The following is a 25,580-nucleotide window of genomic DNA, read 5'->3' as shown; positions in this document are numbered from 1 at the left end:
GCGACGAATTAATCACGCCGCTTGCGGAAGTTTGCATTCCAGTCCGCAAACACGCCCGGAGGGGGGACGACGGTTGCGAGGGAAACCGGTTGCGCGAGTTGAGAAACGTTTTCGCCAATCGGCAAATGCGGACGTAGCCGGAATAAGCTATGCACACACCACAATGCCGCCATGGCAATGATTCCCAGTAGGGCAGCACTGAATGCGTGAACGGCGAGGTTCGGGAAGCGGACCGCCAACAGGGCCAACACGAATCCGCCGATAACCAACACGCTGAGTTTGTTGTGCCATGATGTTCTGCTCAAAAGTAGTGCCACCAAGAACAGCGCGCCGCTAATAACGACCATATACATCGCGGACCGCCAGTAGGTGACAGTAAAGTGGTCGGTGCCGCCCAGGTTGGTGTAACTATAGGCGTGTCCGGAGATGGGAAATTCAAACAGTCCCGCCGAGTCTCCGCCAATCCAGGTATTGAGGTCGTTGGGGTTGTCGGTCGAGGCGATTGCCGCGGGATTCCAGTTGGGGAAAGCCTGGCGGTCATTACTGAATTGCTCGGGAGACCCGACGAGCGCGTATTCGTCCGGGACCCAGGCGGCGACGCGAAGTTGCTGGACCGGTACGGCGTTGGAGCCGCCAATGCGGGGGATGTCGATCGTGAGTGGTCCGCCCCATTGGGGGAAAGTCGCAGTTGCGCGTTCCACGCGGAACAGGACCATTAAGTAAAACGGTTTTTCAGAGCTGCCTTCGCGGGCGACGTTGACAAAAAACGATTCCCAACCGGCCGGGGGTTTTGCGGCGGCGTTGCGTTCGAGCGATCCCCGTTTACCGGCGACCGTCACGCCCAGCAATTCTGCTTCGGCGGGTAAATCGATCGAGAGGCGTTGGCGTTCGCTAGAGGTGATTTTGTAGCGGCAGCGATAGGTCGTTCCCGCATCGGTGCTGGCCACGGCTTCGATTAAAGCGCGGGGGACGACTGTTTCGACGACCTCTTGGAGTTCGTGTTTCGAGGCGGTCAGTTGGACGTCGACCGGCTGTTTGAAGTAACGATAGGCCAGATCCGTGTTTTGATCGAGCAGTTTTAGTTCGCGTACGTCGATGGCTTCCAGCGTCTCGGTGGCAGCGGCAACGGACAATGCGCGATCCTTGTTGACGGAGACTTCGCCATAGACGCGCGCCGGGGTGACCGCTGCTGTGCCGCGGGAATTATTGGCCGGAACGTCCAAGATGCGCGGCGGTTCGATCAGCACCGTTGCGGTTGTCCCCTCGGTCTCGGGTTTGAGGTCATATTTGACGCGAAACTGTTGTGAACCGGTGACATCGCGTTGCATCACGACGGTCCAGGTGGCCCAACCCTCTTCAGCTTCGTCCGCGCGGCTTCTCTGTTTGATGGCGGTTCCGTTTCCGGAATCGACATTTTCGATTTGAACATCCTCAACGGACTCCGGCACGGAGAAGACAAACGTATCGATGCCGGCGTATTGAATGTTGAAGTGCAACAGAGCGTTGACTTCAACAAGTTCTTGTTTGATGTTCACCTGCGTTCCGACCGATGCGGACAAACGCGTCGGTTTGCGGAGCGTGGTGACGGTGATTTCCATGGGACGCCGCGTATACGCCCAGACGGCTGCGAGCCGCATATTGTGGACGGGATGGATGTTGCGGGGACGGATGGGTTGTGCGGCGATGACCGCATCTTCTTCGGTGACGATTTCTATCGCCTCCGGCGCGAAGACAGCGACGGTCCCCGTTTCGCGGGTGGTGCCGATGGGTGTCAGCACGGGGAGTTTGAGTTCGGTTTTTTCCTTACCGGCCTGGAAATCCACATTGCCGCTGATGGCGACACGGATCTGGCCCATGTTTTTTTGCGAGAGGGCAACCACCAATTCTTGCGTGTCGTCGGTGACCGTATATTTTTCCATTTGCTCGCAATGGACGGCGGTAACTTTGAAGTTTTCAGGTAACTGATAGCGGAGTTCAAAAACGCCGGCTCGTTCGACGGTATAAATTGAAATGGTGTCGACGTGCAGTTCATCATCCCGAAATTCCAGTCGCGTATTTTGCGCAACGACTATCCGTGGTTCCACGGGTTTGGCACGCAGTTGGAAGTCGAAGTCGCGGGTGTAGAATTTGAAGTACATGCCGCCCGGTCGCCGCAGGGATTTGGGGATTTCGGCCGATTCAATCCGTGTGAGGCCGGTTTGGGTTTCGATCGGCAGGGTGATGTCCGCAGCATGGTTGACGGAAATCAAACCGCTTTCCCGAACCGCGCCTCGCGCGTGAATCCCATGATTCACGCCGTCGGGATCGATGCCTGCGAGGGCAAACGTGTCATCCGGGACTGGACGTTCGGTATGGACTTCGATCGTGATTGTCCGTGATTTGCCCGGCAGCAGATCGACAGTGATCACCTGTCCCGATTGTTCCTTGGCCGCCTGCCAGCCTTTGAGCGCGGGAGAGGCGACATCGAGAATGCGATGCCCGGTGGGCACGGCGATGCGGACTTGGTCCAAATTGCCCCGTAGGACTTTGTAGGCAAGCGCTGCGTGCGTGTGGATCAGCCCGTCCGCGACGCGAATGTCCAATTGGTTTTCGACGCTGGCCAGCAGGTCCATTTCGGGAGCGGAACTAACACGGGGATGCCACCGCGCGGAAATGGTCTTCGTCGCTCCCAATCCCGCTTGTACGCGGGTGAGGTTCCCTTCGGTTTTGATCGGTGTCGAGACAAGATGCGGCGTGACTTCGACCGTTTGGTCGGCGGCGGGGATTTCCAAATCGAAGTTGGTGATGCCGACCGTGGGACATTGCAGTGAGAAACTTCGTCCATCGGGCGAGGTGCGGATTCGCGACACGAGTTCCAACGTCACCGTGTGTTCCCCTTTTTCGGGAAGCAGTAAGGCATACGTCCCTTCGCCGGTGCCACGTAATAGAATCTGTTCGTTACTGGCAGTCATCTTTCCGACAGCAGCGTCGCCGAATTGCAAGGGGACCTCAGCCCATGGTTTGCCGAGCACTTGCACGGTGAAGACCGCTTCGATTTTCACCAAATCATTGACGACTTTTCCGCGATAATCCGCCCGAGAAATCACAGCCCCGACCGGGGGTTTGGGGGTGTCGCCATCAGGTATGGTCTTGCCGGCCCAGAGTTTGAGGTACTGGGAGTACGGCATGAAAACGGTCGCTGTTTCCTTTTCAAAGACCTGTTTGAGGTTTTTGTAGGGCAGGTAAATCAGCCGCTCCCAGTCTGCCGCTGGATTGGTCTTCGCGGCCGGATTGGGTTCCTCGGGGGGACTGGTTTCCGGTTGCGAATCGTCCGCGACTTCCGTAGCGGGCGTCTCTTGGGGAAAGGCGTTGATGGGCAGTGCGGCGACTAATCCGCAGCACAATGCGCCAAATAACATGCGTGTGGTGAGCGAACGTATTCGCATGGGACAATGCCTCGCAGATTTATACAGAAGAGTTGTGGTGTCTAGCGGAATCAAATTGCCGTGAGCTAATTAACGGTCTTAGGCAGCGGCGGATGCAATGGTCCACGTTATAAGACGTCGGGAATGGTGAAATCATTGCAAGAAAACCAAGTTTTTTTAAAAATTGCGCAGCATTTCTCACGGGAGTGATTGGTTTTGTGACAACGGTGTCACAAACGCGAGCATGTCGCGTACCGCATAGGGGCACTGCGCGCAAAGATCGATCATGTCGGCGAGACGCCGAAAAGCGAATGTCGATGATTTCGTTCCCCCCGTGGTGACGCCGACTCCCAATCCCGTGGCGTTACGCGTCCCATACCGCCCCATGGGCGGCGGCTTCTCCGGCGCGGAGAAGCGAATCATTAACCCGGCATCATGCAGCCCGCGCCGGTGCAATCGTTTGGGATTTTTCGCTGTCCATCACTTCTTCGATGAGCGCGCCATAGTCTTCTGAGCCATGGCATTTGGGTGCATATTGAAAAATAGGTTTGCCGTGACTGGGAGCCTCGGCCAATTTGATGTTTCGGCGGATTTTGCTGCGGAAGATTCTAGCGCCCGCCCAAGGAGCGTGCGGATCGGCGTGTTCCAAGAATTCGGCCAGGTCTTCGGCAATGTCCGCTGCCAGACGTGTTCCCGTCTCATACATACAGAGCACGACTCCGCTGACCCGCAGTTGTCGGTTCAGTCGTCGATTGACGAGAGCTGTGGTTTCGAACAATTTCGACAGCCCGTGCAGTGCTAGGAAGTGCGGCTGCAAGGGGATGAATACTTCTTCGGCGGCCGCCAACGCGTTGACTGTCAACACGCCCAGCGACGGGGGGCAATCCATGACGACGTAATCGTAGGATTCATTTTGACGCAATTCGTTGATGGCAGCTTTTAAGATGAGTTCGCGGCCCGGGACATCGGCCAGTTCCATTTCGGCGGCGGCCAGATCAATGCTCGAGGGAATGCACCACAAATTCGAAGCGACCAGTTGTCGAGCGTCGGCCATGGTTTTAGAGTCGGCGAAGACATCGTAGATGGTGGGGGTATTGCCATGTGCTTCGATGCCTACGTGAAGTGAGGCGTGGGCTTGCGGGTCGAGATCGACCAAGCAAACGCGGCGTCCGGCATTTGCCAACCCGGCGGATAAATTGACGCTGGTTGTGGTTTTTCCGACGCCCCCTTTTTGATTCATTACAACGATCGTGCGCATGGGATTCCCTTCCCTCTCTGTTTTTTGGGCAACGTCTAAACGGCTCGTGTGTCGATCACCTGCTCGTGGCGCCCCGGTTTTCTCCTAGGGCAGGCAGGCGCGGAGTATAGACTTCATCCCAAAAGAGCGAAAGAGGAGTTCGGCGGCAGATTGCCCAGGGTTTTAGGATAGGAAAGCGGGGCAAAAACGGTGTTGCGTCAGCGGTCCGGATTCCGTAAAAACCGTTCCCCCGAAATTCCGAATTGTCGGACGGCCCCAGGTAACTAGTTGTGTTATGTCAAAACTCCCCAAAAATCGAATGATGCGGACCATGGGGTGGTTGCTGGTCGGGCTGATGTTCTTAGGGGTCGGCTGTTCCCGACGACCACGTACTTCGGCGCTGCCCCGTCCCTCGTCGGCCGGATTTAGCCGCGTGGACGGTGCGTCCGCTGCGCGAGATGTCGCCGAAACGGGCGATGGACAGGCTGAACAGGCTGGTGTGGTCAGCAACACCGCCACCGCATTGCAGGTCCCGGCCGCTGATGAAACCATTTCGGAGCTGGACGGCGCCATCGCTGCTGCGACCGAAGGTGTGGCGATCGATGATGAGACCGTGGCAGAGCAGCCGGCGGACAAGTCCACTGAATCGTTCAATCCACTGCGCCGGTTGATCAATTGGAATAGTGGCGATTCGCCGAAATCGGAAACGCTTGAAAACGTCGTTGAAGAGAACGACGCAGCTTTGGCCGAACAAATTGACACGAACGCCGATCCCGAAGCGGAAGAGGCACCCGTGCCTCCGGTCCGCACGCGTGGCCAACGATTGTTGTCGATGTTGCGGTTTCCTTGGGGGAATGGGGCCGAGGATGCTAACACGACTGAGACTGACGAAACAGACTTGGATGATGCCGGTTTAGAACCGGAGACCTTGGACAGCTTACCCGCGTTGGGTGCGAGTGAGGATCAGTTATCAGACGACGCGGAGTTGTCCAAAGAAATTGGCGTCATCGAGATCGACGAATCGATACCAGAGAGTGTGCCGACGATTCGCGAACCGCAACCTTGGAGCGAATCTCCTTCCACGACGCCGCCGACCGGTGTCTCCAATCAGTCCATCACAACGTTGGCCGACTTTAATTTCGACGAATCCGCCGAGGGGGGGGCCAAGACATCTTCTGCAGAGACTGCCGATACTTCAACCACTGAGAATCCGGCGGGGCGATCGAAACTTGCTAATCAATTCCGGTCGCCGGCACGGCCTTTGGCCGACAGAACGCCTGCGCCGGTAGACGCACTTCGCCGCGCCATTTTTCCTGAGGCGTTGATGCCCGAGGGAGAACTGGACGAGATCGACGCCGGTCTGGTTGACGAAGAAGAGCAACAAGCTCAAGCCGCTGTTGTGCAAATTCCGAATCGGCTGCCGGCTCCCAAATTCCGGGGGGTCGCCAAGGCTTGGCCGACGAAATTGGCGGATCGCAATTCGTTGCTGATCGGCTCGCTGGTGGGCATTGGGCTGTTGTTTGCGTGGGGCGTCTGGCGGCGATCGCGCGCCCGTGATGAGGTGTAAACCTCCGGTCCTGAAAAATACTCCTGCGCCGGTCAACGGCGCTGCTGAGTGATGCCCAGGGTACCCTGGACGTTGGGTGTCACGGTGGTTGTTCGCGAAATTCCGGTTGCAACGGTTGTCGGAGCAATGGATTTCACCCGGCCGGATGTGCACGTCCGCCTATCTGCTAGCGGCGACCTATACTTCAGGGAATTGAACCGCGTCTCCGTCCCGTTAATCAACGTATTTTCAACTTGGAGTGGCAGCGATGTCGAGCGATCCCTGGAGCCGACCCACAACAGATGACTTAAAACGTGTTCTGGAAAGCATCGGCGATTCTGAGGACCATCATGACCGGGCGGTGGAGCGATTGGATCTATCCGTCCCTGCTGAAATCGTCACTTCGCGGGGCAATATCATTGCCTGCATGACGCGTGAGATCAGCCGTCTGGGGATTGGACTGTTGCACAAAGGTTCGGTTTCACCTGGAATCGTGTTGGTGAAATTGGCCAGCGACAGCCGCGAGTTTCACTATCGCGTGCAGTTGGAGTGGTGCCATCCTTGCGAAGGCGGCATGTTCATCAGCGGCGGAACATTTCTGGAAAAGGTCGACCCCAACGAGTAGTGTGGGGGATGAACTTCGCGATCGCTCGGTCGAGCAAGTTGTGAAATTGTCGCACTTGCCGGGAATAAAATGCGTCTGCGTTGCATCGTAGTTTGTATGCAGACGCTGTATTCCCTACTTGCCGATGCCGTCGTGTTTCTGCACGGCGCCTATGTGGCCTTTGTGATCTTCGGCCTACTGGCCGTATTAGTCGGGTCGCTGTCGGGCAAACGGTGGGTCTCCAACTTTTGGTTTCGCAGCGTGCATTTGACGATGATTCTGATCGTCGTCATTGAATCCTGGCTGGGGATAGTTTGCCCGTTGACGACGCTGGAGAAATTCCTCCGCCAAAAAGCGGGAACCGGCGACTATCCTGGTGACTTCGTTGGTCGATGGGTGCACGATGTGCTCTTCATGGATTTGTCGCCTGCGACCTTCACGGTGATGTACACGCTCTTCGGATTATCTGTGGTTGCGACATTGATCATCGTGCCGCCCAGATGGCCCTGGCGGAAATCGGATTCGCGGCCTGCGGATCATATCAGCGGTTGATGACTTGGCGGTTCCGCCCCTGAGACTTTAAACTTGCGGGATGGAAACACACGCTCTCAACAACCTGCCTCGTTATGACCCGCGTCGAAGTTATGCCTGGAACTACGACCATCCGCCGGAACCGGTCGAGTTGGATCTTGCGCCCGTTGAGGGGACATGGTCGTTTTGCGGGTTGCCAGTTCCTTCACCGTTGGGAATTCCAGCCGGGCCGTTATTGAACGGTGCCTGGCTGTTGTATTATGCGAGTTTGGGCTTTGACGTCTTGACCTATAAGACGGTTCGCAGCAGTGCGCGGGACTGTTATCCGCTGCCCAACCTACAGCCGGTTGAAGTTGACGGCATGATGCGCGGCGGCGAGTCGGCGATTCCCGTTTCGGAGACGATGCGGGGGAGTTGGGCCGTATCGTTTGGAATGCCTTCGCAACCGCCGGACGTTTGGCGGGCGGATGTGCAACGTACACGCGATCAATTGGCGCCGGAGAAAGTGCTGTCGGTGTCAGTCGTCGGTAGCATCGAGCCGGGGTGGTCCATCGAGGATTTAGCCGCCGACTATGCACAGTGCGCGAAATGGGCGGTCGACAGCGGCGCCGACTGCGTGGAGACCAACTTCTCTTGTCCCAACGTCAACACGTGCGACGGCCAGTTGTATCTGCAACCCGATGCCGCGCGTTGTATTGCCGAGGCGGTTCGCCAAGCGGTCGGCCGCACACCTTACATCATTAAGATCGGCCATGTTACGGATGATGCAGCGATGTTGGCATTGATCACAGCTGTGCATCCGTATGCGGATGGATTGGCGATGACCAATAGCGTGGCGGCGACAGTGGCTGCTGATGGAGCGGACTTGTTGTTTTACGGCGATCCGCGCGGAATCTGTGGTCTCGCGACACGTGACGCTGCGCTAAAGCAGGTCGAACGCTTCCGGCAGGAGATCATCGAGCAGCGGGCTGAATTAGAAATCATCGGCGTCGGAGGGATTGGCAGTGCGGATGACGTGCGTGCTCATTTGAGTGCAGGGGCGTCCAGCGTACACATTGCGACAGCAGCGATGGTTGATCCATTGATCGGTGAGAAGATTCGCCGGGCATTCGGCTCCGAGTCACGGTGAAATGAGCGCACAAAAAAACGGTTCGACTCTTTTTTGAGAAGAGCCGAACCGCGTTGTGTGTCGTGGTTCATTGAGCATGGCCAGACAGCAGTTAACGCCCGCCGCCATAGTATTGGCTGTGGTTCATGAACGATGAGGTGTGTCCGGTGATGCCCAAGCGGGAGCCGGCGGCCTGTCGGCGAATATAATTCACCGTGTCTTGCTGTTCCAACTGCAGGTTGTTGGTTTGCTGCCGCAACTGTCCGATCTCTTGGTTGTTATTCACAATCCCTTGACGGAATTCTTGTTGCGGACGGACGAGGTTGAAATAATTCTCGCCAATTGAGGCGTCGCGGCGCAACAAGTTCAAGTAAGGGCTGACGGGAGGATTACTGCGGACGCTGGGCCGGCGCGGTCGTCGAGTTGGTGCTTGCGCATTGGCATCCACTTCAACAACGGTGCTCAGAATTAACATTACCGCGGGTACGAGCAGAGTTCGTCGTAACATGGTTCGTCACCCTATTTAAGTCGTTGGGGGTTTGTCACATCCGGTACCATCGAAAATCCGTTGATCCAAATGTGCTTGCCTTATCAACGATTATACCTGGAAAAGCAGCGAAGTAAACTAAAATGTCTAGGCCATTCGCCACATCAGACTTGGTAAACTCTTTACTCGGCATTTTGTGGATACCATCGCTTCAAATTTACCAAGTCTGCTTATTAAATATTCGGCATCCGTAGAACTAACAATTAGAACCCGCCGCCTCCGCCTCCACCGAATGAGGTGCCTTGCTGAATGTTCCGCACAGCACCGTTGCCGAGAATCGTGAATCCAAACAGTCGTTCAAACGGTGCAATGACTTTGGCAATGAAGATGTCTGAGGCGAACATCGGGTCAGCGGCTACGTAGATGCGGTCACCCGGGAGGATTTGGTAGTTCGTTCGCGTCGATCCCCCTTTGACGATGGCATCCCAGTCGACCGGCAGAATCTGTTCGGCATCCAACTCCGCCGGGGCGGGGCGTGCGATCCAGATTTTTTTCTTGCTCCCGATCGTCGGCAATCCTCCGACGAGTGCGAAGGCGTCGAGCACGGTTTCATTTCCTTTAATTGGCAGGCTGTAGAGTTGATCTCCTTCGCCGCCCCCGTCGTTGATGATGTAGTAGACTTTGCTGTTGTAGCCGGACACATCAACATTGACTTCCGGATTGAGAATATATTGCGACAGGTGCTCTTCGAGCAGCATCTTGGCTTGTTCCAACGTGTAACCGGCGACAACCACACTGCCGTAAACTCCCAGGTGAACGGTCCCGTCCATACGGACGAGGTGCGGACCATCGACGACTTGCTTGCCGCCGAGTTGTTCCAACTCCACAGAGAGCTTAGGTGGATTGATGAAGATTTCATTCAAGTGATCCAGCACCGCGTTTTGAGCTTCGTCGATGGTCATTCCAGCGACTTCGACTTTGCCGTATTCCGGCCCCAGGTTGACCTTGCCGTCATTCTCGATGAGATAGGCGCGGGCAATTTCCTTAAATGAGATCGTGACTTCAGTGTCTTCCGGCAAGATCGGAATGGTCGTGTTCGACAGGATCCGCAGGCTATCGCCGGGAAGAAGTTTATCGTCGCGACGACGGATGTTGTTGACCGTTTGGATCAACAATTCGTCAGGCGGTTCGATGACGTATGCCGGCATCATCGTTTTCTGCAGCTCTCGGGGCACATTCGTATAAATGGGCGTCGGAGTATCTGTCCGATTCGCCGCTGCGCACCCGGTGGCAAACAGAGAACTGATAGTAATCAAAGCCAATAGGCTAGCGCGTTGAAGGCGGCATGAGTGTCGCATGGCTGGGTCGATGCTCGCGAAAGGTTGGGTCGTTGTCCATCGAGCACGAGAACTAGTAGTGCGAGTGCGGGAACACCGCCCGTTGTTCTCGTGTTGTGTGACCGAACCGGTTTTGCCCGTCCGTCACACGATCTTCGATCTGAAACATTCCGTTCATCGACCAGCGGCTGAGGACCCTTTGAGCGAATCGTGACGATTGTGCCAGATTTTCCCCTTCTACCGTGATTAACATCTGCGCCTGCTCGGTGAGCAGTCGGCGTATTTCCTGTCCCCATCGAAACTTGCAGCGACGGGAGTGCCTAACTCGTTGGTTGAAAAGGTTTTGCAACTTTCAAAGGTCCGGTTGGGTAGACTTTAACGTTTGTAGCGATTGCGACGGGGCGTGATTACCGATCGTACGTGTTCCTCCGGCAAAACCCGATTGTATTGTGCCGGTTTTCCTGAAAATGTCGACGTTCGATACCACAAGACGTGGTCCCGCCAGTAAGGTTTCGGCGCTGCCAGTGGAGTCTTGTTTGCGACAAAATTTGCGATAACGAGCGGGTATTGATCAGTGGAGGAATATGATGGTGGCTATGATCCAAAAATACCGCGGACGATTTGTGAGCTTGTCCTTGGCGTTGGCCATCGGCTGCTCCGGATCTCAAGGGTACAACACTGTTGCTCGCCCAGCCGGTGAGTCGGATATTGCTCAGGCGCCACAGGCCTCCTCCTCAGCGGTTATGGTGCAGCAGATTCCACAACAGCAAACTCCACAACTTCAGGCTCCACAGTCACGTCAACCGGTGCAGCCAATCGCAACGGTTCGCCGTCCCACGAACGGCACAGTTCGCTTGGTGGGGCATACCGAACCACAGCATAAGGCGATTCAACGGGCAGCTGCCTCGCATCCGCAACATGTGGCCCCACCGATTAGCGCGCTGCATCTCACGCAGATGGAAAAGGACCGGCGTTCGATCGGTACGAAACCGGAAACACCGGTATTGATTCTCACAACGTTGCCTCCTCAGGCCGAAGGTGATGTTGCTGTATTACTGTCGCAAGTTCGCTCGGGTGATGCGGCGACGTGTCGCGAAGCCATTTATCAGTTGGGCCGTCGCGGAGAAGACGCAATCGCAGCCGCACCCACGTTGACGGTGATGCTCCGTGACCGTGATCACATGATTCGTGTTCAAGCGGCATTGGCGCTGTGGCGGATTACTCAACAAGCGGAGTTTTCAGTCCCCACCTTGGCAGATGCGATAAATTTCAGCACGCCGCGGGCCAAGTCGTTTGCCGCCGTCGCGCTGGCGGAAATGGGACCGGCTGCCCGTGAAGCGATTCCGGCGATGAAGATCGCTGCCCGGAAAAACTCAGGCAAAATTCGCGTCCAAGCAGCAGAGGCATTGTGGACGGTCACGGAAGGGAATCGCGATGCGCTGGAAACGATGGCCTTGGCCTTGCGGGATGACGATCCGGAAGTCCGTTGGGCCGCCGCTTATGCATTGGGCGACATTGCTCCGAAAAATGCCATGATTGTCGACGCCCTAGCGCGTCGCCTGCGGGATGTCAACGACGGGGTCCGCGTTGCGGCTGCCTTTGCATTGGGAGAAATCGGGCCGCCAGCGAAAGACGCCGAAACGGTTTTGACCGCCGCCGCCAGTGATCCGAACCAAGAAGTCCGCCAAGCAGCAGCGATGGCGCTCGATCGTGTGCGAGACTAAGCGGCCACTGGAAAAGCGATCATAGGAAACTTCGGTTGACGAAACGTGCGCAGTTCGGGATAAAGTGGGTCATTACCTAATGATTATCCCTTACTCCCATTGAACCGTTGGCGTTGTGACGAACGAAAACGATATCACTCTCGAAGACTTGGAACTAGTTCGGCAGAGTTTTCAACGTTGCAGAACGCACGCGGAGTTTTCGGATATATTCTACGATCATCTGGCGCAACAGTCGTCAGAAATCGGCCCCATGTTCGCCGCGACCGATATGGTTAAACAGAACGAACTGTTGCAGGTGGGGATTGAAAGTCTGATCGACTTTTCCGCGGGCGACGCGAACGTTGAGGTCGAGATCCGCCGCTTAGGTGTGCTGCATGATCGTCAACATCATGCGACGCGCCCCGAGCTTTATCCGTTGTGGGTCAATGCCTTGGTGGCGACCATAGGCGAAACCGATTCAGACGTTACGCCTGAAATCACGGCCGCGTGGCAGCGCGTGGTGGCTCCCGGGATTGCGTTGATCGGCTCGTACTATTGAGCATGGTCCGCAGGCAGCTCGCCCCGAGAGCCCTCCTCATCCTTTGAGACCTGTCGTGGCGATGCCGCGGATGAAGGTTTTTTGCGCCAGGAAAAACAACACGATGACCGGAGCGGTGAACATGACCGCAGCCGCCATTAAGGGGCCGAATTCGGTGTTGTAGGCGCTAACGAATTGCTGCAAGGCATAGGCGAGCGGAAATTTGTGGGGTGCATTGAGATACAGCAGCGGTCCGGCGAATTCGTTCCAAGTATGCAGGAATTGAAACAGCGCCACCGTGGCCAGCGCCGGCCAGGCCAGTGGGATGATGATCCGCGAGAAAATCGTCCATTCCCCCGCGCCATCCAGTCGCGCCGCTTCGGAGAGTTCCTCCGGAATTGTCAAGAAAAATTGTCGCAACAAAAAAACGTAAAACGCTTCTCCGGCCAACCAACTTGGCAGCACCAGCGGCCAGTAGGTGTTGTACATTCCCAGCGCGGCGAACAATTGGAACCGCGGCAGCATCGTCACATGAAATGGCAACAGCATGGTGGCGATCAGCACAAAGAACAACAAATCCCGCCCCGGCCAACGCAGCCGCGCGAATCCATAAGCAACAACCGAACAGGAGAGCAACGTGCCAAGCACGTTCAGCACACACAACACGATGGAATTGGCCAAGTAGCGGCCGAAGTTCCCGGCACTCAGCGCTTGCGCATAATTTTCCGCATGCCACTCGCTGGGCCACATCTCACTTTCGAGTTGCCCCGGCGGCTTAAACGAACTGAACAACATCCAGACCAACGGCAACGCAAAGCCGACGGCGAGGAGGATGAGCAGCGGGTGGGCGTAACGTGGGGTGCGTTGCATGGGGTGGTCTACTTCTCTTGCGGTGGGTTCGTGTCTGCACGCAACGCATCCAAACGCCGTTGGATGTCTTGCGTGGCCGTGTCGAGGGCTTGTTGGGGGGAGGCTTTTAAGGCCAGGGCCTCTTCGGTGGCTTGGTTGATGCGTTCGAAGAAATAGGCCTGTACGGGGATGTTCGGCGTGGGCCATTGGTTGGGGCTGTGGGCTTGTTCGACGAATAGGCGGAAGTTGGGGTGCTTGTTGAGGAATGTTTGGAACGTCGGTTGCGTGACGACGGTTGGGCTGGCGGGGATCCAGCCTCCTGCGGCGGCGGTTTGGGCGGCTTCGGCTTCGTGGCCATCGAACCCGGACCAGAATTTCATGAAGGCCCATGCGCCGCGCGGGTTTTTGCAGCCACGGGGGACGAGGAAAAAATTGCCGTTCACCCACCCGCCATTCGGGTTGCCCTCGGGAGGGTGGGGCAGGGGGCCGACGGCGTAATCAAAATCGTCGTTCACCGCCGCGTCCAACGGATCAATTCGCCATTGCCCATCCATCATCACACCATGACTGCCTTCGAGCAGCATCGATTGCGATCCGGTTTCGCGGTTCGTGCTGCGGAAGGCACGGATTTTTTCGAGGCCGTGCAGTTGGCTGTAGGAGACCATCCACTCCAGTGCCCGCACGATGGCCGGATCGTTGGCGGTAATTTTTCCCGTATCGGGGTCATAGAACCGCCCCCCGAAAGCAATGCCCCAAGCCCACAAGCGACGATCGTCGGGGAGGTAGACAATCCGCGTCGGGTCGTCACTCGGTTGCCGCGTGATGGCGTTGAATTCTTCGATGGTTGTGGGGACGTCGCGGCCAGCTAGGATGTCGCGACGATAAAACATCAAACGGATATCCAGGCCGTTGCAGAGCGCATACAGTCGACCGTTGTAGGTGCCGATTTTTTGTGCGGGGGGACTGAGCCAATCGTTGAGCCGGGCGTATTCTTCGGCCGGCATAAGTTGGTCGAGCGGCGTGAGTGCGCCGCGCTCTGCCCATTGGCCGATGATTTGATCGTCCTGGTTAAGCACATCGGGAAAGTCGCCGCCGGCAAGCGCCATGAAGAATTTCATGTCGAGGTTTTGTCCCGGAACGGCAATCTCTTCGACCCAAAATTCCGTCTGCGAGTCATTGAACCGCTGCACGATTTCCTGAACGACATGCCGGTACTTGCCGCCCCAGAAATGCCAGAACACAACGCGCTCGCGGTCGGGGGGGATATCGCTTTCCGGGGAACGCATCCCGACGGCCCAACTGAGACCGAATAGGCTCACAGCGATTGCTGCCAATAAAATCGGTCCGATGCGATCACGCATACGCTTGTGGTTACCTGTCGGGAGGGGATAGGGCTGTCATGGTCAATCTTATCGCTGTAAAGCGCTGATCGCTAGGCGTGAGTTTTGTGGTTCGTAAAAGGAGTGGGGATTGATTCTAGGCGGCGAGTTTCGTTCAATGACTGCGTTGAAACGTGATTGCTACAACTCGGGTGAACGAAGGAGGGGGGGCATGTCGACGGAATTCGAGTCGGACAGCGATGGTTTCCTCTGCCCGAATTGCGGTGCGGAGGTAGCAGGCGGGGCGACATTTTGCCGGGAGTGCGGAGCGAGCGACGATACGGGGTGGGGCGAAGAAGACGATGTCGACGCCAATTACGACGAGGACGACGACTTTGACTACGACGAATTCATCGGCCGCGAATTCCCACAGCATGCGCCGGACGGCATGCGGGTGACGGGCAAGCAGTTGGTGATTCGGGTGATCGCGGTGATCTTGTGCCTGTGTCTGTTGTGGCTCGGGCTGGGGTTTTGAGTCGAGCGTTTTTAGACCGGTCCAACGTTCCACTCATCTTGCACAAATCCCGTTGTATTGCCCATTGGAGCACGAACGTCGCAGAGATTAAAAACGAACGATCAGACTTGATCCGAGAAATGGGCCGGGTGCGATGTCGACGAGATCGTACAGCTCGTCGCGACGATTTCCACCTTCACCGTAGTAGCGTCCGAAGGCGTAGCCGGCATTGACGTCCAATGCGGCGTACCGCCAGACGTTCCACCGCAGGCCGCCGATGACGCGTTGTTCGGAGGCTAAGAATTGGTCGCTGCGACTGGCTCGGTCGGTGAGCAAAAACGTCTCGCGAATTGTTTCGAAACCGCCATAGAGTTGAAGATCGTCGGTCCAGTCGTACGTCACGAGCGCGTTGACATTGTATAGCGGGAAATAGGACGCATTGAATGCCAGCGCGTCCAGCGGTTTCCAGGTGACAGAAAACGGAATTCCAATATTCATTTGAAAAGTGTCCGACGGGTTCCAGCCGTAAGCGACGCCGGGAATGGGGAAGTTGAGATCAGAAAACGGCGCGTACATGACCGAGTATTGCCATGTGTCGCGGTCATTGCCGGCGGGCACTTGTAGGAAACCTAGCACCGAAGCACGGACTTCGTCGATGCTATGAAATGGTTTGTCGCTAGCGGACCCGACGGTTGTCATCAGGCCACCGGACCAGCCGTTGTCGAATTGATGGATGTAATTTAACCCGACGTTGACGGTCCACAATTCGTCGGGAAATGCGCGGCCGGTATCGGGCAAAATGGCATCGGTCGAGAACAGGGAATTCTCGACCGTCGTCCGCAAAATCACGATGTCGCCATCTTGCCGCCAAATGGGAGCGCCCATGGTGAAGAGTTGTCGCACGAGGCCGAAGTCTGTTTGTTGATCGTCAACGGAAGTCGAGGGATACCAAGTCGCGGAGTAACCTGGGCGACGCATGCGCGCTCCGCCGAAGGGGCTGCCGCCGCGGCGCGCGGAAGGGCTGGAGCGACGTTCTTCTTCCAGCATGTCTTCGACCTGAATGGCGGTCGGAGTGGTCATCACCAGCGGGGCATCATTCAGCGATTCCGAATCTGCAAAGGTTCCCGATGCGGGAACAATTTTGAGATCGGCCGTGGGCTGTTCTTCACACCAGGCTCTTGCCTGTGGAAAAAATGACACGATGAAAAACGCCACGCATGCGATGTGGGTCTGAGATGAATTCCACAGTCTAAAAGTCACAGCAACGGACCCACTGAAAGCACTCAGGTTTGATTGGCGATGCGGAAGTCTGAGGGACCGATCACCGCAGGGCAGGGGATTCTACAAGTCGTTTCAAAACCCTCTGACGCGTCTCACTGAGACGGTTCTAAACGTTTCTAGAACAAACGCAACCGGGTTTGGAAACTGGTTCTAGACACGCGCTGCGGTTCGGCAATTCGATTTTATTAAAAGATGGTTGGTCGTCGTGGCAGAGAGGTGAGCCGCCCAATGCTTGGACACGTGCGGACTGGTGCGTGATTAAGTGATGTTTTGGAAATACCAACTCAGCAGTTCGCGCAGTGGTGGTGAAAAGGTATCTGGTTGTGCGGCGAGCATGTCGCGGACTTCGTCCAGTGTGTGAAAGCGGACAAAGTCGATTTCGTATTCGTCGATGACCGGCTCGTCGTCGGAGACGGCGCGATAGAGCATGGAATGCTCCATGGCCAGCTTTGGCGTGGCGGCGAACTTGTGCAGCGGTTCGAGGGGGCAGGACAAACCGAGTTCTTCGCCCAATTCGCGCTGCGCGGCCACTTCGTAGGTTTCGCCCGTGTCGACATGTCCCGAACAAGAGGAGGTGTAAGTCAGTGGGTATTCGTCTTTGTGGGCGGAACGCATTTGCAGCAGGAATTCGCCGCGGCTATTGAACAAAAAGATATGCACGGCGCGATGCATCAGTCGTCGCGCGTGGACCTCCGCTCGAGTCGCTTGCCCGATCACGATGTCCCGTTCGTCGACGATGTCAAATATTTCCTGCGGCATGGCCGCATGGTATCAGAACGGGTAGGCATACGACAAACCGTTGAGTGACTCGCGCAATATGATCGAGACACGGCTCTCGCGTTCCCGGCTTATAATTCGGGAACCGTCATGAGCCGCGGCTTGGGATCCATGGTGAAGTTCAGCATGGGCGCTTCGTGGCCGTCTTTGAGATTGCGCTTGGCCTGAATCGATTCGGCAACGAGATGCGTCTGGCCCAGGTATTCTTTTTGTTTGGCGCGAAAACGCTCGTACAATGTTTGAATGCGGGGGTCGTGTTTATTATTGAATGAACCGACGGTCACATAGGACTGGTAGCGGTCATGCCAGACATAGGCTTCGAAGTTCTGATTGCGCATCAGTTGCACGAGTTGATAGGATTGTTTGTAGGCCTTGTCGAGACTTTGACTTTTTTTCAGGCCTTTTTCAAAGTTTTCGATTCGATTAGCACTCGTTGAATCCCCCGAGTCTTTCATTGAAATCGAGTCGCCGTGGAACGTAGCAACCACCAGCGTGAGTTTGCCGGGATTTTGGGAGAGGCTGTAGTCGATGCCTTTGTTTAAATAGCTGAGTTGCTTATTGTCCTTGCGTTGTTGTAACTCATCGGGCGAGAGTAGCGGGTTGGGGACCAGCATGGCGCGGCTAAACGGATTGGGTTTGCCGGGCGTCTTAATATAGCGGCCTTTGCCGAGCGACGTGGGAGTGAAATTTTTGATCCATTCCAACGTTTTTTGAGCGGTTTTGCCTTCTTTGGTCGTCGGATCGATCGAGGAATAGTTCCCTGCGATGACGGCAATTTGGTTGCGCTGAGCGGCGTAGGCGCCGGTTTGTCGGCGTCCCAATTGGTCGACCGCTTCAAAGGTTTGCAGCTTGCCTTGTTGGCTATACACGTAGGCGGGCAATCCTTTTTTTCGTAACTCCAAAACCAAAGCATCGGCCCCTTCAGCGGCGTTCTTGCGGGCTTCTTCGGTTTCTCCGCGGAGATTTGTGACCATGATCATCCACGGTCCGTGCCGTTTGTCGATCGTGTAGCGTCGTCCCGAGACGGCGGAAATCTTGGCCTCCGCCACAGAGGGGGTAAACAAAACGGCGGCGAGTGTGATGCAACCGAAAACAAGGGCGGCAGATTGTCTGCTTAACACGAGAAACTCCGTTTTCTCTTGTTGGACGATATCGCGGTCTCCGCATGGAAACCAACGGTTTCGTGGCGAATTTGGCGGCCGACAGTCGGCGCTGATTCGCACTGTAGAAAGGCTTGTGTGGGAAAGGGGCGGGATGCTAACAATATGCCGAAAACGAGTCCAGCCCCGCTGTCGGCAAAATGGGCGCACAACTTTATCTTACAACAGGTTTTTTTGCGTTGGGATAAGAAACGGGATTTGAGATTGCCGAAGGGGGATTCCCTGGGGGTGAAGGCGAGCGAAGTTGGCCGATTTCCTGCGCATTGATTCCGGGCAAGAATAGCCGGAAACATTTTTAGCGTGATGAACCCGTTCGGCCTATTTGTCGGTCGGTTCATCCGTGAAGCTGGTGTCGACGATGGCGGCACCGACGGAATCACCGAAGGCGTTGACGGCGGTGCGGAAGCGGTCCAACAGCCAATCAACCGGCAGGATGAGTCCCACCAGTGTCAGTGGCAATCCGACGGCGTTCAGTACAATGAGTAGCGTGATCAAACCGGCTTCGGGAATCCCGGCAGCGCCGACGGCAGCCAGGGTGGCGGTGATGGCGATCGTCATTTGATCGACGAAGGTCAGGTTGAAATTGGGGTCAATGGCCGCGTAAGCATTGGCGATAAATATTGCAGCAGCCGCTTCGTAGAGAGCTGTACCGTCCATATTGACCGTGGCTCCCAACGGCAAGACAAATTCCGTGCTGCGCTTAGAGACACCTGCTTGTACTTCGGCGCATTCCATGGTGATGGGTAGCGTAGCGGTCGAGCTGGCGGTGGAAAATGCGGTCAGGACGGCTTGCCCCATTTGCACCATGAAGCGAAACGGATTGCGACGGGTGAAGATGAACAACAACAGCGGCAAGGTAATGAGCGCATGGATGGCCAGGCCCGCGAGAACGGTGCCCATGTAGCCGGCCAGGACACCGGCGAGGTCATCGAGTTTGTCTTCGGCATTCGCTTTGCCGAATCGAGATGCGACGAGACAAAAAATTCCAATCGGCGCGACTTTCATCAACAACATGATGAAGGCCATTAACGTATCGTTGATGCTGATGACGAGCGTGGCTATGGTATGAGACCGCTCCCCCATGGTCGTGAGCATCCCCGCAAAAATGATGCTAAACACAATCAGCGGCAACAGGTTGACCTCGACCATCGATCCGAGCAGATTGTCCGTGAAGAGCATCAGTACGAGTTTCTTGAAGATCAAGCCGAGCGAGACCTCTTGCCCTTCCGCTGCCTTTTCAATCTCCGCAGTGGCTTTGTCGACATGTTCCGCGGCTTCCTCTTGGGCGCCGGTGACGATGGCCGGGTCGATGCCTTGTCCTGGATTGATCAAATTCACGACGAACAATCCGGTAGCGACAGCGAGAATTGTGGTGGACATGTAATACAAAACGGCGTACGCGCCCGGTTTGCCGAGTTTGCGGACGTCGCCCAATCCAAGGATTCCGCTCATCACACTGGCCATGACCAACGGCACCACGACCATTTGCAACAACCGCAGAAAGATCTGCCCTCCTAGTTCAAGGTGCATAGCCCAATCGGGGAGAATCCAAGCCATCGCGATGGCAGCAATAATCGCGATCACAATGTACAAAGTACCATGCCCAGCGGGACGAGCCTCTTTTTCCGGGGAACTCGTGGCGGTTTTTGTAGCAGGTTGTCCCATGGTGATTGCTCCTTAGGGGGCAAAACGATTGTTGGTGATTAAATATGGGGCTTGCTGGTCTTTGTTTAGTGATTTTGCATGAGGGTCGCTGTCGGCGGTTTATCAAATCGGGGTGACTGCTTCGTGCGACGTTTGGTGGCGCATCCGTAAGTGCCGGGCGAATAACGAGATGATGATCAAGACCATCACGATGCAGGTCAATACCAAGACATGGAGTTGCAGGTTTGACCACCGATTTGCAGCGGTCCACAAACTCCAAAATGGGATGAGAAATAACACTGTGATGGCGGGGAAAAAGACGGTGGGAATCCGTTCTAAGAAAGGGAGATGCTTGCCGAATAGGGATACGGTCAATAAGGCAATGACGGTGAGACCGGCGGCAAGCAGTGACATGTCCCAGCCAAGGTAACTGCCGATGATTGCCAAAACGATTGTGAGGTTGCGTTGCCGCTTTTTTCCGTCGATGTCATAGCGCTCCGCGATGCCAATGCAGGCGCCCAGTAGCCCACCAACAACCAGTCCCAGCGCGGCTTGGGTTAGATCAGCGGCGGGCCAGTTGGCGGGAAGAGGGAGTGAGGTGTCTGCGCGAAACGGTGAGAATATCCCGACGACGATAGTGGGGATCACCAGCGACTTGGGCAATACGTGTCCATCGGCCGCGATCAGGACACAGCACAACAGCGCGCTGGCCAAAAAACAATGCGTGAAGTAAATGCCGATCAACTCACCGTTGAGCGCAGCTAAGGGTGAGACGGACGTGTCGACCAACCCATAGCCCGGTAAATTAGCGCCGCCGGATAATAGTTCGACGATGGCCAACATCAAGAATATCAATGCGGTGGCCAGCTCCACAAACATGTAGCGTGGCGGAATGGGCGCGGCGCATTCGCGGCAGCGTCCTCGCAATTTTAGCCACGCAATAATCGGCACATTGTCCCGAAAGGCAATCGGCATTTTACAGCGCGGGCAATGGGAGTCAGCCCGCAATAATCCCATGCCTAATGGCAAACGGTAGATGACGACGTTGAGAAAACTGCCGACGCAGGCGCCGATGATGAACGAGCAGGCGGCAAAATACCACTGAATGGCACTGAATCGCCAATTGGATTGCAAATTCGTTTGCGGGGGGTTCTCGACAGTTTGGCGACGCAGGGGTTTGGCGGGGATCACCGAGATGCGTGCGGGGTCGTCAGCGCTGCGTGCGGTGGGAGAGTCCTCTGCCCGCAACGTTGACTGCGGATTCGCTAACCACAGAACTCCCGTAATCAGGATAACGGCTCGCAAAATTTTTGCGGCGTGTGCGGACTCGACCATTCGCGGTTTGTTTTCCCAGTTAGTGTTCGGCCTCGGACAATCATGGGCCGATCATTGCGGCGGATCGAAGTTGACTGTTGTGATGACACGTTTTTGTCAAATGCCAATTCCAAGTTGCATCTCGAAAAGCGCCTTCAAACCGACGACAGGATTCGCGATTTTGAGACAGTTCGTGTTTGCATCACAGGGGACATTCTAGTGAGTTGGCAGCGCGCAATCGACCGTGAGGCATGACGTTACCGCAACGTTGCTGAAATTGGTGGAGTGAACGGTCCTGTTTTTGCGGGTGAGTCTCAACGATTTCATCGGGGTAGTGAGAACAGAATTAAAGGAATTCCGTGTGGAATTCCTGATTGTTGTCTTCCGTTCGTGTTCGAGGAGCGTGTGATGAGGAAACTGCTTGTGTTGGCCGCACTAGGTGTCGGATTATCGGTGATCGGTGGTGCGAGCACTGCGAAGGCGGGGTGGGGCCCCGGTCCGGTGGGATATGTCTACGATGATTGCGGATACGGTTACGGCGGCCTGTATACGCGGAATGTTTATGTGGAGCCTATCTATCCCGCACCGGTTTATGTGGGACCCGATTTGCGGCGGTTCACTGCGTATGGTGCTCGATTTGGCTACCGGGGAAATCGGTTTGACGTTCGGTATCGTGGCCGCTATGGGCGGTTTGGTTATCGGGGAAGATATCGTTATCGCGGCCGGTATTAACAGCGCATTTTGATCGGCCCTAGTCTGTTGGTCATTGGCGTTGGTTGCGGGATGCGTTGGACCAGCAGCGCCCGCCTGGCCCACGTATCCTCAACCAGCGCGATCGGTCTGGCCATTTCCAGCGGAGCTGCGTTGTAGCTGCGCTGGAATCTGCAAGGTAAGGACGTGTCGATAGGCGTTGGCGGCAAGTGCCGTCAGCGTCTATTTGCGATTGCGGGGAGTTGCCTCTAATTGGAGTCAACGATTACGTCGCGTGGCAATGTGGTCGTCACGTGGTTTCCCGAGAGGCAGTGTTACGAATAGGAGGCGGCTTCGCGTTACTCAAAAAAGGCGACCGAAGTGAACGGACAGTTTACGCAAAAAACAGTCCCGGTTTGCCTTCGAATGAGCGCATGCGTCTGTGCGGTTGCAAACCGATTGATAACGCGTGCGCGTAGCCTGGTCTCTGGAAAAAGTTGGTTTTATGTGCCGTCAAAATCGAGGCGGTTGTGGTGGAGTTTTACTTACTGGTGGCGCGTGGTCTGTTTTTGTTGATCAACTCGAAACGTTTTGGCAAGTGGGTTTGGGCCGAAAAAATGATTCGTGGAATGTCGACGGAATTGCCGAATCCGGTTTGCATTTTCTAATCCACCTGATACATACTGTAGCCAGCACACACGAATGGTTTCAGTTGCATTTTGACGACAGCAACAGTTGTTCTTTGCGAGTTGAAACCACCATGAGTCGCGCACGCCGATACACTCCGCCTTATTTTATTTGCCAAGGAGATGACGATGACTGATGATCGACGAAGTCCGGATGTTGTAGGGAATGGCTTGGTCTCCTTGTCGCGTCGCGAGTTTGTTTCCACCGTCGGTGCCGCAGCGACTGTCGCCTCGGCGGTCTCTTTGCCGAGTGTGATTTTGGCAGATGAAAAAAAACCACAACAACCAGAATCCTTGGTCAAAAAGCTATACGGTTCGTTGTCCGAAACACAACGAAAGCAGATCTGTTTCGATTGGAATCACGTGGACGATGAGCGGGGGCTTTTGCGGTCACGCGTCGCCAACAATTGGCAGATCACCGATAAAGACAAGTACAACGTCGCCAGCGCTTTTTACACCAAAGATCAGCAGGAAATGATCGAGGCGATCTTCTATGGGTTGTACAACGCCGATTGGAAAAAGCAGATTCTCAAGCAACTCAAAGACGATGCCGGGGGATACGGCAAGCAGCAAACGATCGCGATTTTTGGCCAGCCGGATACCGGGAAGTTTGAATTTGTAATGACTGGACGACACTTGACCGTCCGTTGCGATGGCGACAGTGCGGACCACGTGGCGTTTGGCGGTCCGATTTTTTATGGCCATGCTGCGCAAGAGTTCGACGAAGCACCGGACCATCCGGGGAACGTGTATTGGCACCAGGCGATGAAGGCCAACGCTCTGTACAAGATGCTCGACGGCAAACAGCGTAAGGTGGCACTCGTTGAAGCGGCTCCCGAAGAAAGTGCGGTTGATTTCCAAGGCAAACAAGGCGGCTTTGACGGAATTCGAATCAGTGAACTCTCGCGGGATCAGAAGGAGCATGCTCAGGGCGTTCTCAAAACGCTTTTAGAGCCGTATCGCGATTCGGATCGAGTTGAGGCGATGAAGTTGTTGGACAAACAGGGAGGTCTGGACAACTGCCATTTGGCATTTTATCAGTCTGACGATATTGGCGACGACGGCGTCTGGGATATCTGGCGACTGGAAGGTCCGTCGTTTGTTTGGCACTTCCGCGGCGCTCCACACGTCCATGTGTGGGTCAATGTTGCCGATGACGATTCTGTCGAATTGAATGCTTAGCGCCGAACGATCTTAAATCGGGGAGCGCCTGTTTTGAAAGGGCGCGGTACACGATGCTTATTGTGCCGCGTCGTTTGATTTCAAAACTCGCATGCTGCGGATTCGCTCGTTGCGCCGTATCGCACCCGAATGTCGAATCGCAGTGATTTCACATTTGTACCGATTGGCGCAGGACGATAGGTGGTTCTGGTTTTAAAATGAAATGCGCGGGAAAGCACTGCTTGACAGTCACGGCTATCTCGCGATATATCTGGGCTGCTAAGAAAAGTACTTGGTCCGGCGGCACGGAGTGTTGTATTCGTGTTGCCGATTCACGGAGCACATGTTGTCGGTTGCTGGAAAATAATTAACGGCCATCTCGCATAGATTCTCATCTGGTTCGCTGTAAAACGTTTCTTTCACACGTTCGCCCGCCCTTTCTTGGCGTGGCACATTATTTTGTAACGTGTGTTTTTGTGATTAGTTGACATTCCTAGTTTCGGCTTTCGAGTTTTGCGACGGATGGGGTTTGGACGATTGTCCAAATCGTAGTCGCAGAGGTCGTTTGTGCGGAACATCCTTCATATAGAGGAATTGGGCGCATGCCGAAGATGTCGATGAATGAAGTGACCACCTTTCGTTGGTCATTTATCGAAGACGTCATAGCATTTTCTAAAGCGGGCCTGGATGGCATCGGTGTTTGGCGAAACAAGATCGCGGAGTTTGGAGAAGAGCGCGCGGTTGAATTGTTACAGGAGTACGATCTGTCGGTTTCCAGCTTGTCTTGGGCGGGTGGATTTACCGGGACGAACGGTTATTCCTATCGGGAAATGGTTGACGATGCTCGGGATGCCATTCGGTTGGCCGGCGATATGCGGGCGGCCTGTTTGGTGTTGATTAGCGGCGGACGCAACGGACACACAGTCAACCATAGCCGTCGCTTGCTGTGTGAGGCATTGGCGGAGTTAGGTGATTTTGCCGCCGAACACCAAGTGGAGTTGGCGTTACAACCGTCCCGTGAAGAGTTGTGCGGACATTGGTCGTTTCTCTCGTCCATCGATCATGTCATGGACATTCTGGACGCGTGCGACCATCCGTATGTCGGCATGGCTTTTGATACGTTTCATTTGGCCGGTGAGGCGGACATTGTTTCCCGTATCGGTGCCATTTTGCCCTACGTCAACACGGTCCAGCTCAGTGACTCCGGCTCCGCGCCACGGACGTTGACCGACCGGGTGATGCTGGGGGACGGACGGTTGCCGTTAGTCGGCATTATCGACGCCTTTGAACGGGGCGGGTATGACGGATTTTTCGACGTGGGGATTTGGTCCGATCGTCTGTGGAAATCCAACTACGACCGTGTGATTGACCGATGCCGCTTGCGGTTTGATCGGTTGCTCTTGGATGCCGCGGGTCAAAAAACTCCGCAGGCGATTCCCTCGAAATAGTCCCTCTACAACGCAAATTGCCAGGTGGATTGTGGAAAATCCCTGGCCGGGGTTGCGGGGCACAAGCGGCGCTGTCATCTTTGTTTGAGTGCACGCGCGCACCTTTTTCCGATAGTCAGGCTCCAGGTTTGTGGGGTCGCTATTGCGGTGCTTCGCTAAATGCCTGCCGCGCAAAGTATTGGCGCGGAAAGTAATGACGCTCCGGTTGATCGAATCACCTCGGCGTCGCGCACCGTTTTTAC

General features: G+C 55.6%; 22 protein-coding genes. 10 read left to right on the top strand and 12 right to left on the bottom strand.

The annotated features are described in order from the left end of the window. Positions 1–8: 8 nt before the first annotated feature. The 3 genes from CA54_RS04065 to CA54_RS04055 all read right to left on the bottom strand — a co-directional run bounded on the left by CA54_RS04065 (position 9) and on the right by CA54_RS04055 (position 4,662). On the bottom strand, positions 9–3,425 hold the full coding sequence (locus CA54_RS04065) for a hypothetical protein (protein ID WP_146369575.1): 3,417 nt from the start codon (positions 3,423–3,425) through the stop codon (positions 9–11). A 177-nt stretch (positions 3,426–3,602) separates the two neighbouring features. Further along, entirely contained in the window at positions 3,603–3,827 is a 225-nt protein-coding gene (locus CA54_RS04060) for a hypothetical protein (protein WP_146369574.1), read from the bottom strand. Positions 3,828–3,837: 10 nt separating this feature from the next. Further along, a complete protein-coding gene (locus tag CA54_RS04055; protein ID WP_146369573.1) occupies positions 3,838–4,662 on the bottom strand; it encodes a ParA family protein in 825 nt (274 codons plus the stop codon). A 274-nt stretch (positions 4,663–4,936) separates the two neighbouring features. Between CA54_RS04055 and CA54_RS04050 the strand changes: the two genes are divergently transcribed. The 4 genes from CA54_RS04050 to CA54_RS04035 all read left to right on the top strand — a co-directional run bounded on the left by CA54_RS04050 (position 4,937) and on the right by CA54_RS04035 (position 8,451). Further along, positions 4,937–6,208 (top strand): hypothetical protein, encoded by a 1,272-nt coding sequence (locus tag CA54_RS04050; RefSeq protein WP_146369572.1) that lies wholly within the window; start codon positions 4,937–4,939, stop codon positions 6,206–6,208. Between the two features lie 247 nt (positions 6,209–6,455). Beyond that, complete coding sequence (locus CA54_RS04045) at positions 6,456–6,812, top strand: PilZ domain-containing protein (RefSeq protein WP_146369571.1); 357 nt, start codon at positions 6,456–6,458, stop codon at positions 6,810–6,812. Between the two features lie 69 nt (positions 6,813–6,881). Beyond that, entirely contained in the window at positions 6,882–7,343 is a 462-nt protein-coding gene (locus CA54_RS04040; protein ID WP_231962957.1) for a DUF2784 domain-containing protein, read from the top strand. 40 nt (positions 7,344–7,383) lie between these two features. Then, the gene (locus tag CA54_RS04035; protein WP_146369570.1) at positions 7,384–8,451 is read left to right on the top strand and encodes a hypothetical protein; all 1,068 of its coding nucleotides are present in this window, start codon (positions 7,384–7,386) and stop codon (positions 8,449–8,451) included. 91 nt (positions 8,452–8,542) lie between these two features. Here CA54_RS04035 and CA54_RS04030 read toward each other — a convergent pair whose 3' ends face one another. Further along, positions 8,543–8,938, bottom strand: coding sequence for a hypothetical protein (locus CA54_RS04030; protein WP_146369569.1), 396 nt, complete (start codon positions 8,936–8,938; stop codon positions 8,543–8,545). A 242-nt stretch (positions 8,939–9,180) separates the two neighbouring features. After that, on the bottom strand, positions 9,181–10,128 hold the full coding sequence (locus CA54_RS04025) for a polysaccharide biosynthesis/export family protein (RefSeq protein ID WP_197532190.1): 948 nt from the start codon (positions 10,126–10,128) through the stop codon (positions 9,181–9,183). 722 nt (positions 10,129–10,850) lie between these two features. Here CA54_RS04025 and CA54_RS04020 point away from each other — a divergent pair. Next, positions 10,851–11,978: a HEAT repeat domain-containing protein gene (locus CA54_RS04020; protein ID WP_197532189.1), complete on the top strand. Its 1,128-nt coding sequence runs from the start codon at positions 10,851–10,853 to the stop codon at positions 11,976–11,978. A gap of 250 nt (positions 11,979–12,228) precedes the next feature. Further along, on the top strand, positions 12,229–12,516 hold the full coding sequence (locus tag CA54_RS04015; protein WP_146369566.1) for a globin: 288 nt from the start codon (positions 12,229–12,231) through the stop codon (positions 12,514–12,516). Positions 12,517–12,552: 36 nt separating this feature from the next. On the opposite strand, the gene CA54_RS04010 is transcribed toward CA54_RS04015, so the two are convergent. Beyond that, on the bottom strand, positions 12,553–13,365 hold the full coding sequence (locus tag CA54_RS04010; protein WP_146369565.1) for a carbohydrate ABC transporter permease: 813 nt from the start codon (positions 13,363–13,365) through the stop codon (positions 12,553–12,555). Positions 13,366–13,373: 8 nt separating this feature from the next. After that, a complete protein-coding gene (locus CA54_RS04005; RefSeq protein ID WP_146369564.1) occupies positions 13,374–14,705 on the bottom strand; it encodes an extracellular solute-binding protein in 1,332 nt (443 codons plus the stop codon). A 190-nt stretch (positions 14,706–14,895) separates the two neighbouring features. Between CA54_RS04005 and CA54_RS04000 the strand changes: the two genes are divergently transcribed. Then, positions 14,896–15,198: a zinc ribbon domain-containing protein gene (locus tag CA54_RS04000; protein ID WP_197532188.1), complete on the top strand. Its 303-nt coding sequence runs from the start codon at positions 14,896–14,898 to the stop codon at positions 15,196–15,198. Positions 15,199–15,285: 87 nt separating this feature from the next. Here the strand turns inward: CA54_RS04000 and CA54_RS03995 are convergent, their stop codons facing one another. The 5 genes from CA54_RS03995 to CA54_RS03975 all read right to left on the bottom strand — a co-directional run bounded on the left by CA54_RS03995 (position 15,286) and on the right by CA54_RS03975 (position 21,374). Beyond that, positions 15,286–16,377 (bottom strand): hypothetical protein, encoded by a 1,092-nt coding sequence (locus CA54_RS03995; protein ID WP_146369562.1) that lies wholly within the window; start codon positions 16,375–16,377, stop codon positions 15,286–15,288. A 339-nt stretch (positions 16,378–16,716) separates the two neighbouring features. Continuing rightward, positions 16,717–17,217, bottom strand: a complete 501-nt coding sequence (locus CA54_RS03990) for an NUDIX hydrolase (RefSeq protein WP_146369561.1) — start codon at positions 17,215–17,217, stop codon at positions 16,717–16,719. 89 nt (positions 17,218–17,306) lie between these two features. After that, positions 17,307–18,356: a hypothetical protein gene (locus tag CA54_RS03985; RefSeq protein ID WP_146369560.1), complete on the bottom strand. Its 1,050-nt coding sequence runs from the start codon at positions 18,354–18,356 to the stop codon at positions 17,307–17,309. Between the two features lie 357 nt (positions 18,357–18,713). After that, positions 18,714–20,060, bottom strand: coding sequence for a dicarboxylate/amino acid:cation symporter (locus CA54_RS03980; protein WP_146369559.1), 1,347 nt, complete (start codon positions 20,058–20,060; stop codon positions 18,714–18,716). Positions 20,061–20,162: 102 nt separating this feature from the next. Then, entirely contained in the window at positions 20,163–21,374 is a 1,212-nt protein-coding gene (locus CA54_RS03975) for an A24 family peptidase (protein ID WP_146369558.1), read from the bottom strand. Between the two features lie 387 nt (positions 21,375–21,761). Between CA54_RS03975 and CA54_RS03970 the strand changes: the two genes are divergently transcribed. The 3 genes from CA54_RS03970 (at position 21,762) to CA54_RS03960 (ending at position 25,338) form a co-directional block, all read left to right on the top strand. After that, positions 21,762–22,085 carry a hypothetical protein gene (locus CA54_RS03970; protein WP_146369557.1) on the top strand — a complete coding sequence of 108 codons (324 nt, stop codon included), beginning with the start codon at positions 21,762–21,764 and terminating at the stop codon, positions 22,083–22,085. A 773-nt stretch (positions 22,086–22,858) separates the two neighbouring features. Next, a complete protein-coding gene (locus CA54_RS03965; RefSeq protein ID WP_231962956.1) occupies positions 22,859–23,911 on the top strand; it encodes a DUF3500 domain-containing protein in 1,053 nt (350 codons plus the stop codon). 581 nt (positions 23,912–24,492) lie between these two features. Beyond that, on the top strand, positions 24,493–25,338 hold the full coding sequence (locus CA54_RS03960) for a sugar phosphate isomerase/epimerase family protein (protein WP_146369555.1): 846 nt from the start codon (positions 24,493–24,495) through the stop codon (positions 25,336–25,338). Positions 25,339–25,580: the final 242 nt, after the last annotated feature.

Source organism: Symmachiella macrocystis (assembly GCF_007860075.1).
Lineage (GTDB): Bacteria > Planctomycetota > Planctomycetia > Planctomycetales > Planctomycetaceae > Symmachiella > Symmachiella macrocystis.
The sequence above is the reverse complement of the archived record's forward strand: the minus strand, read 5'-3'. Positions and strand labels throughout refer to the sequence as shown.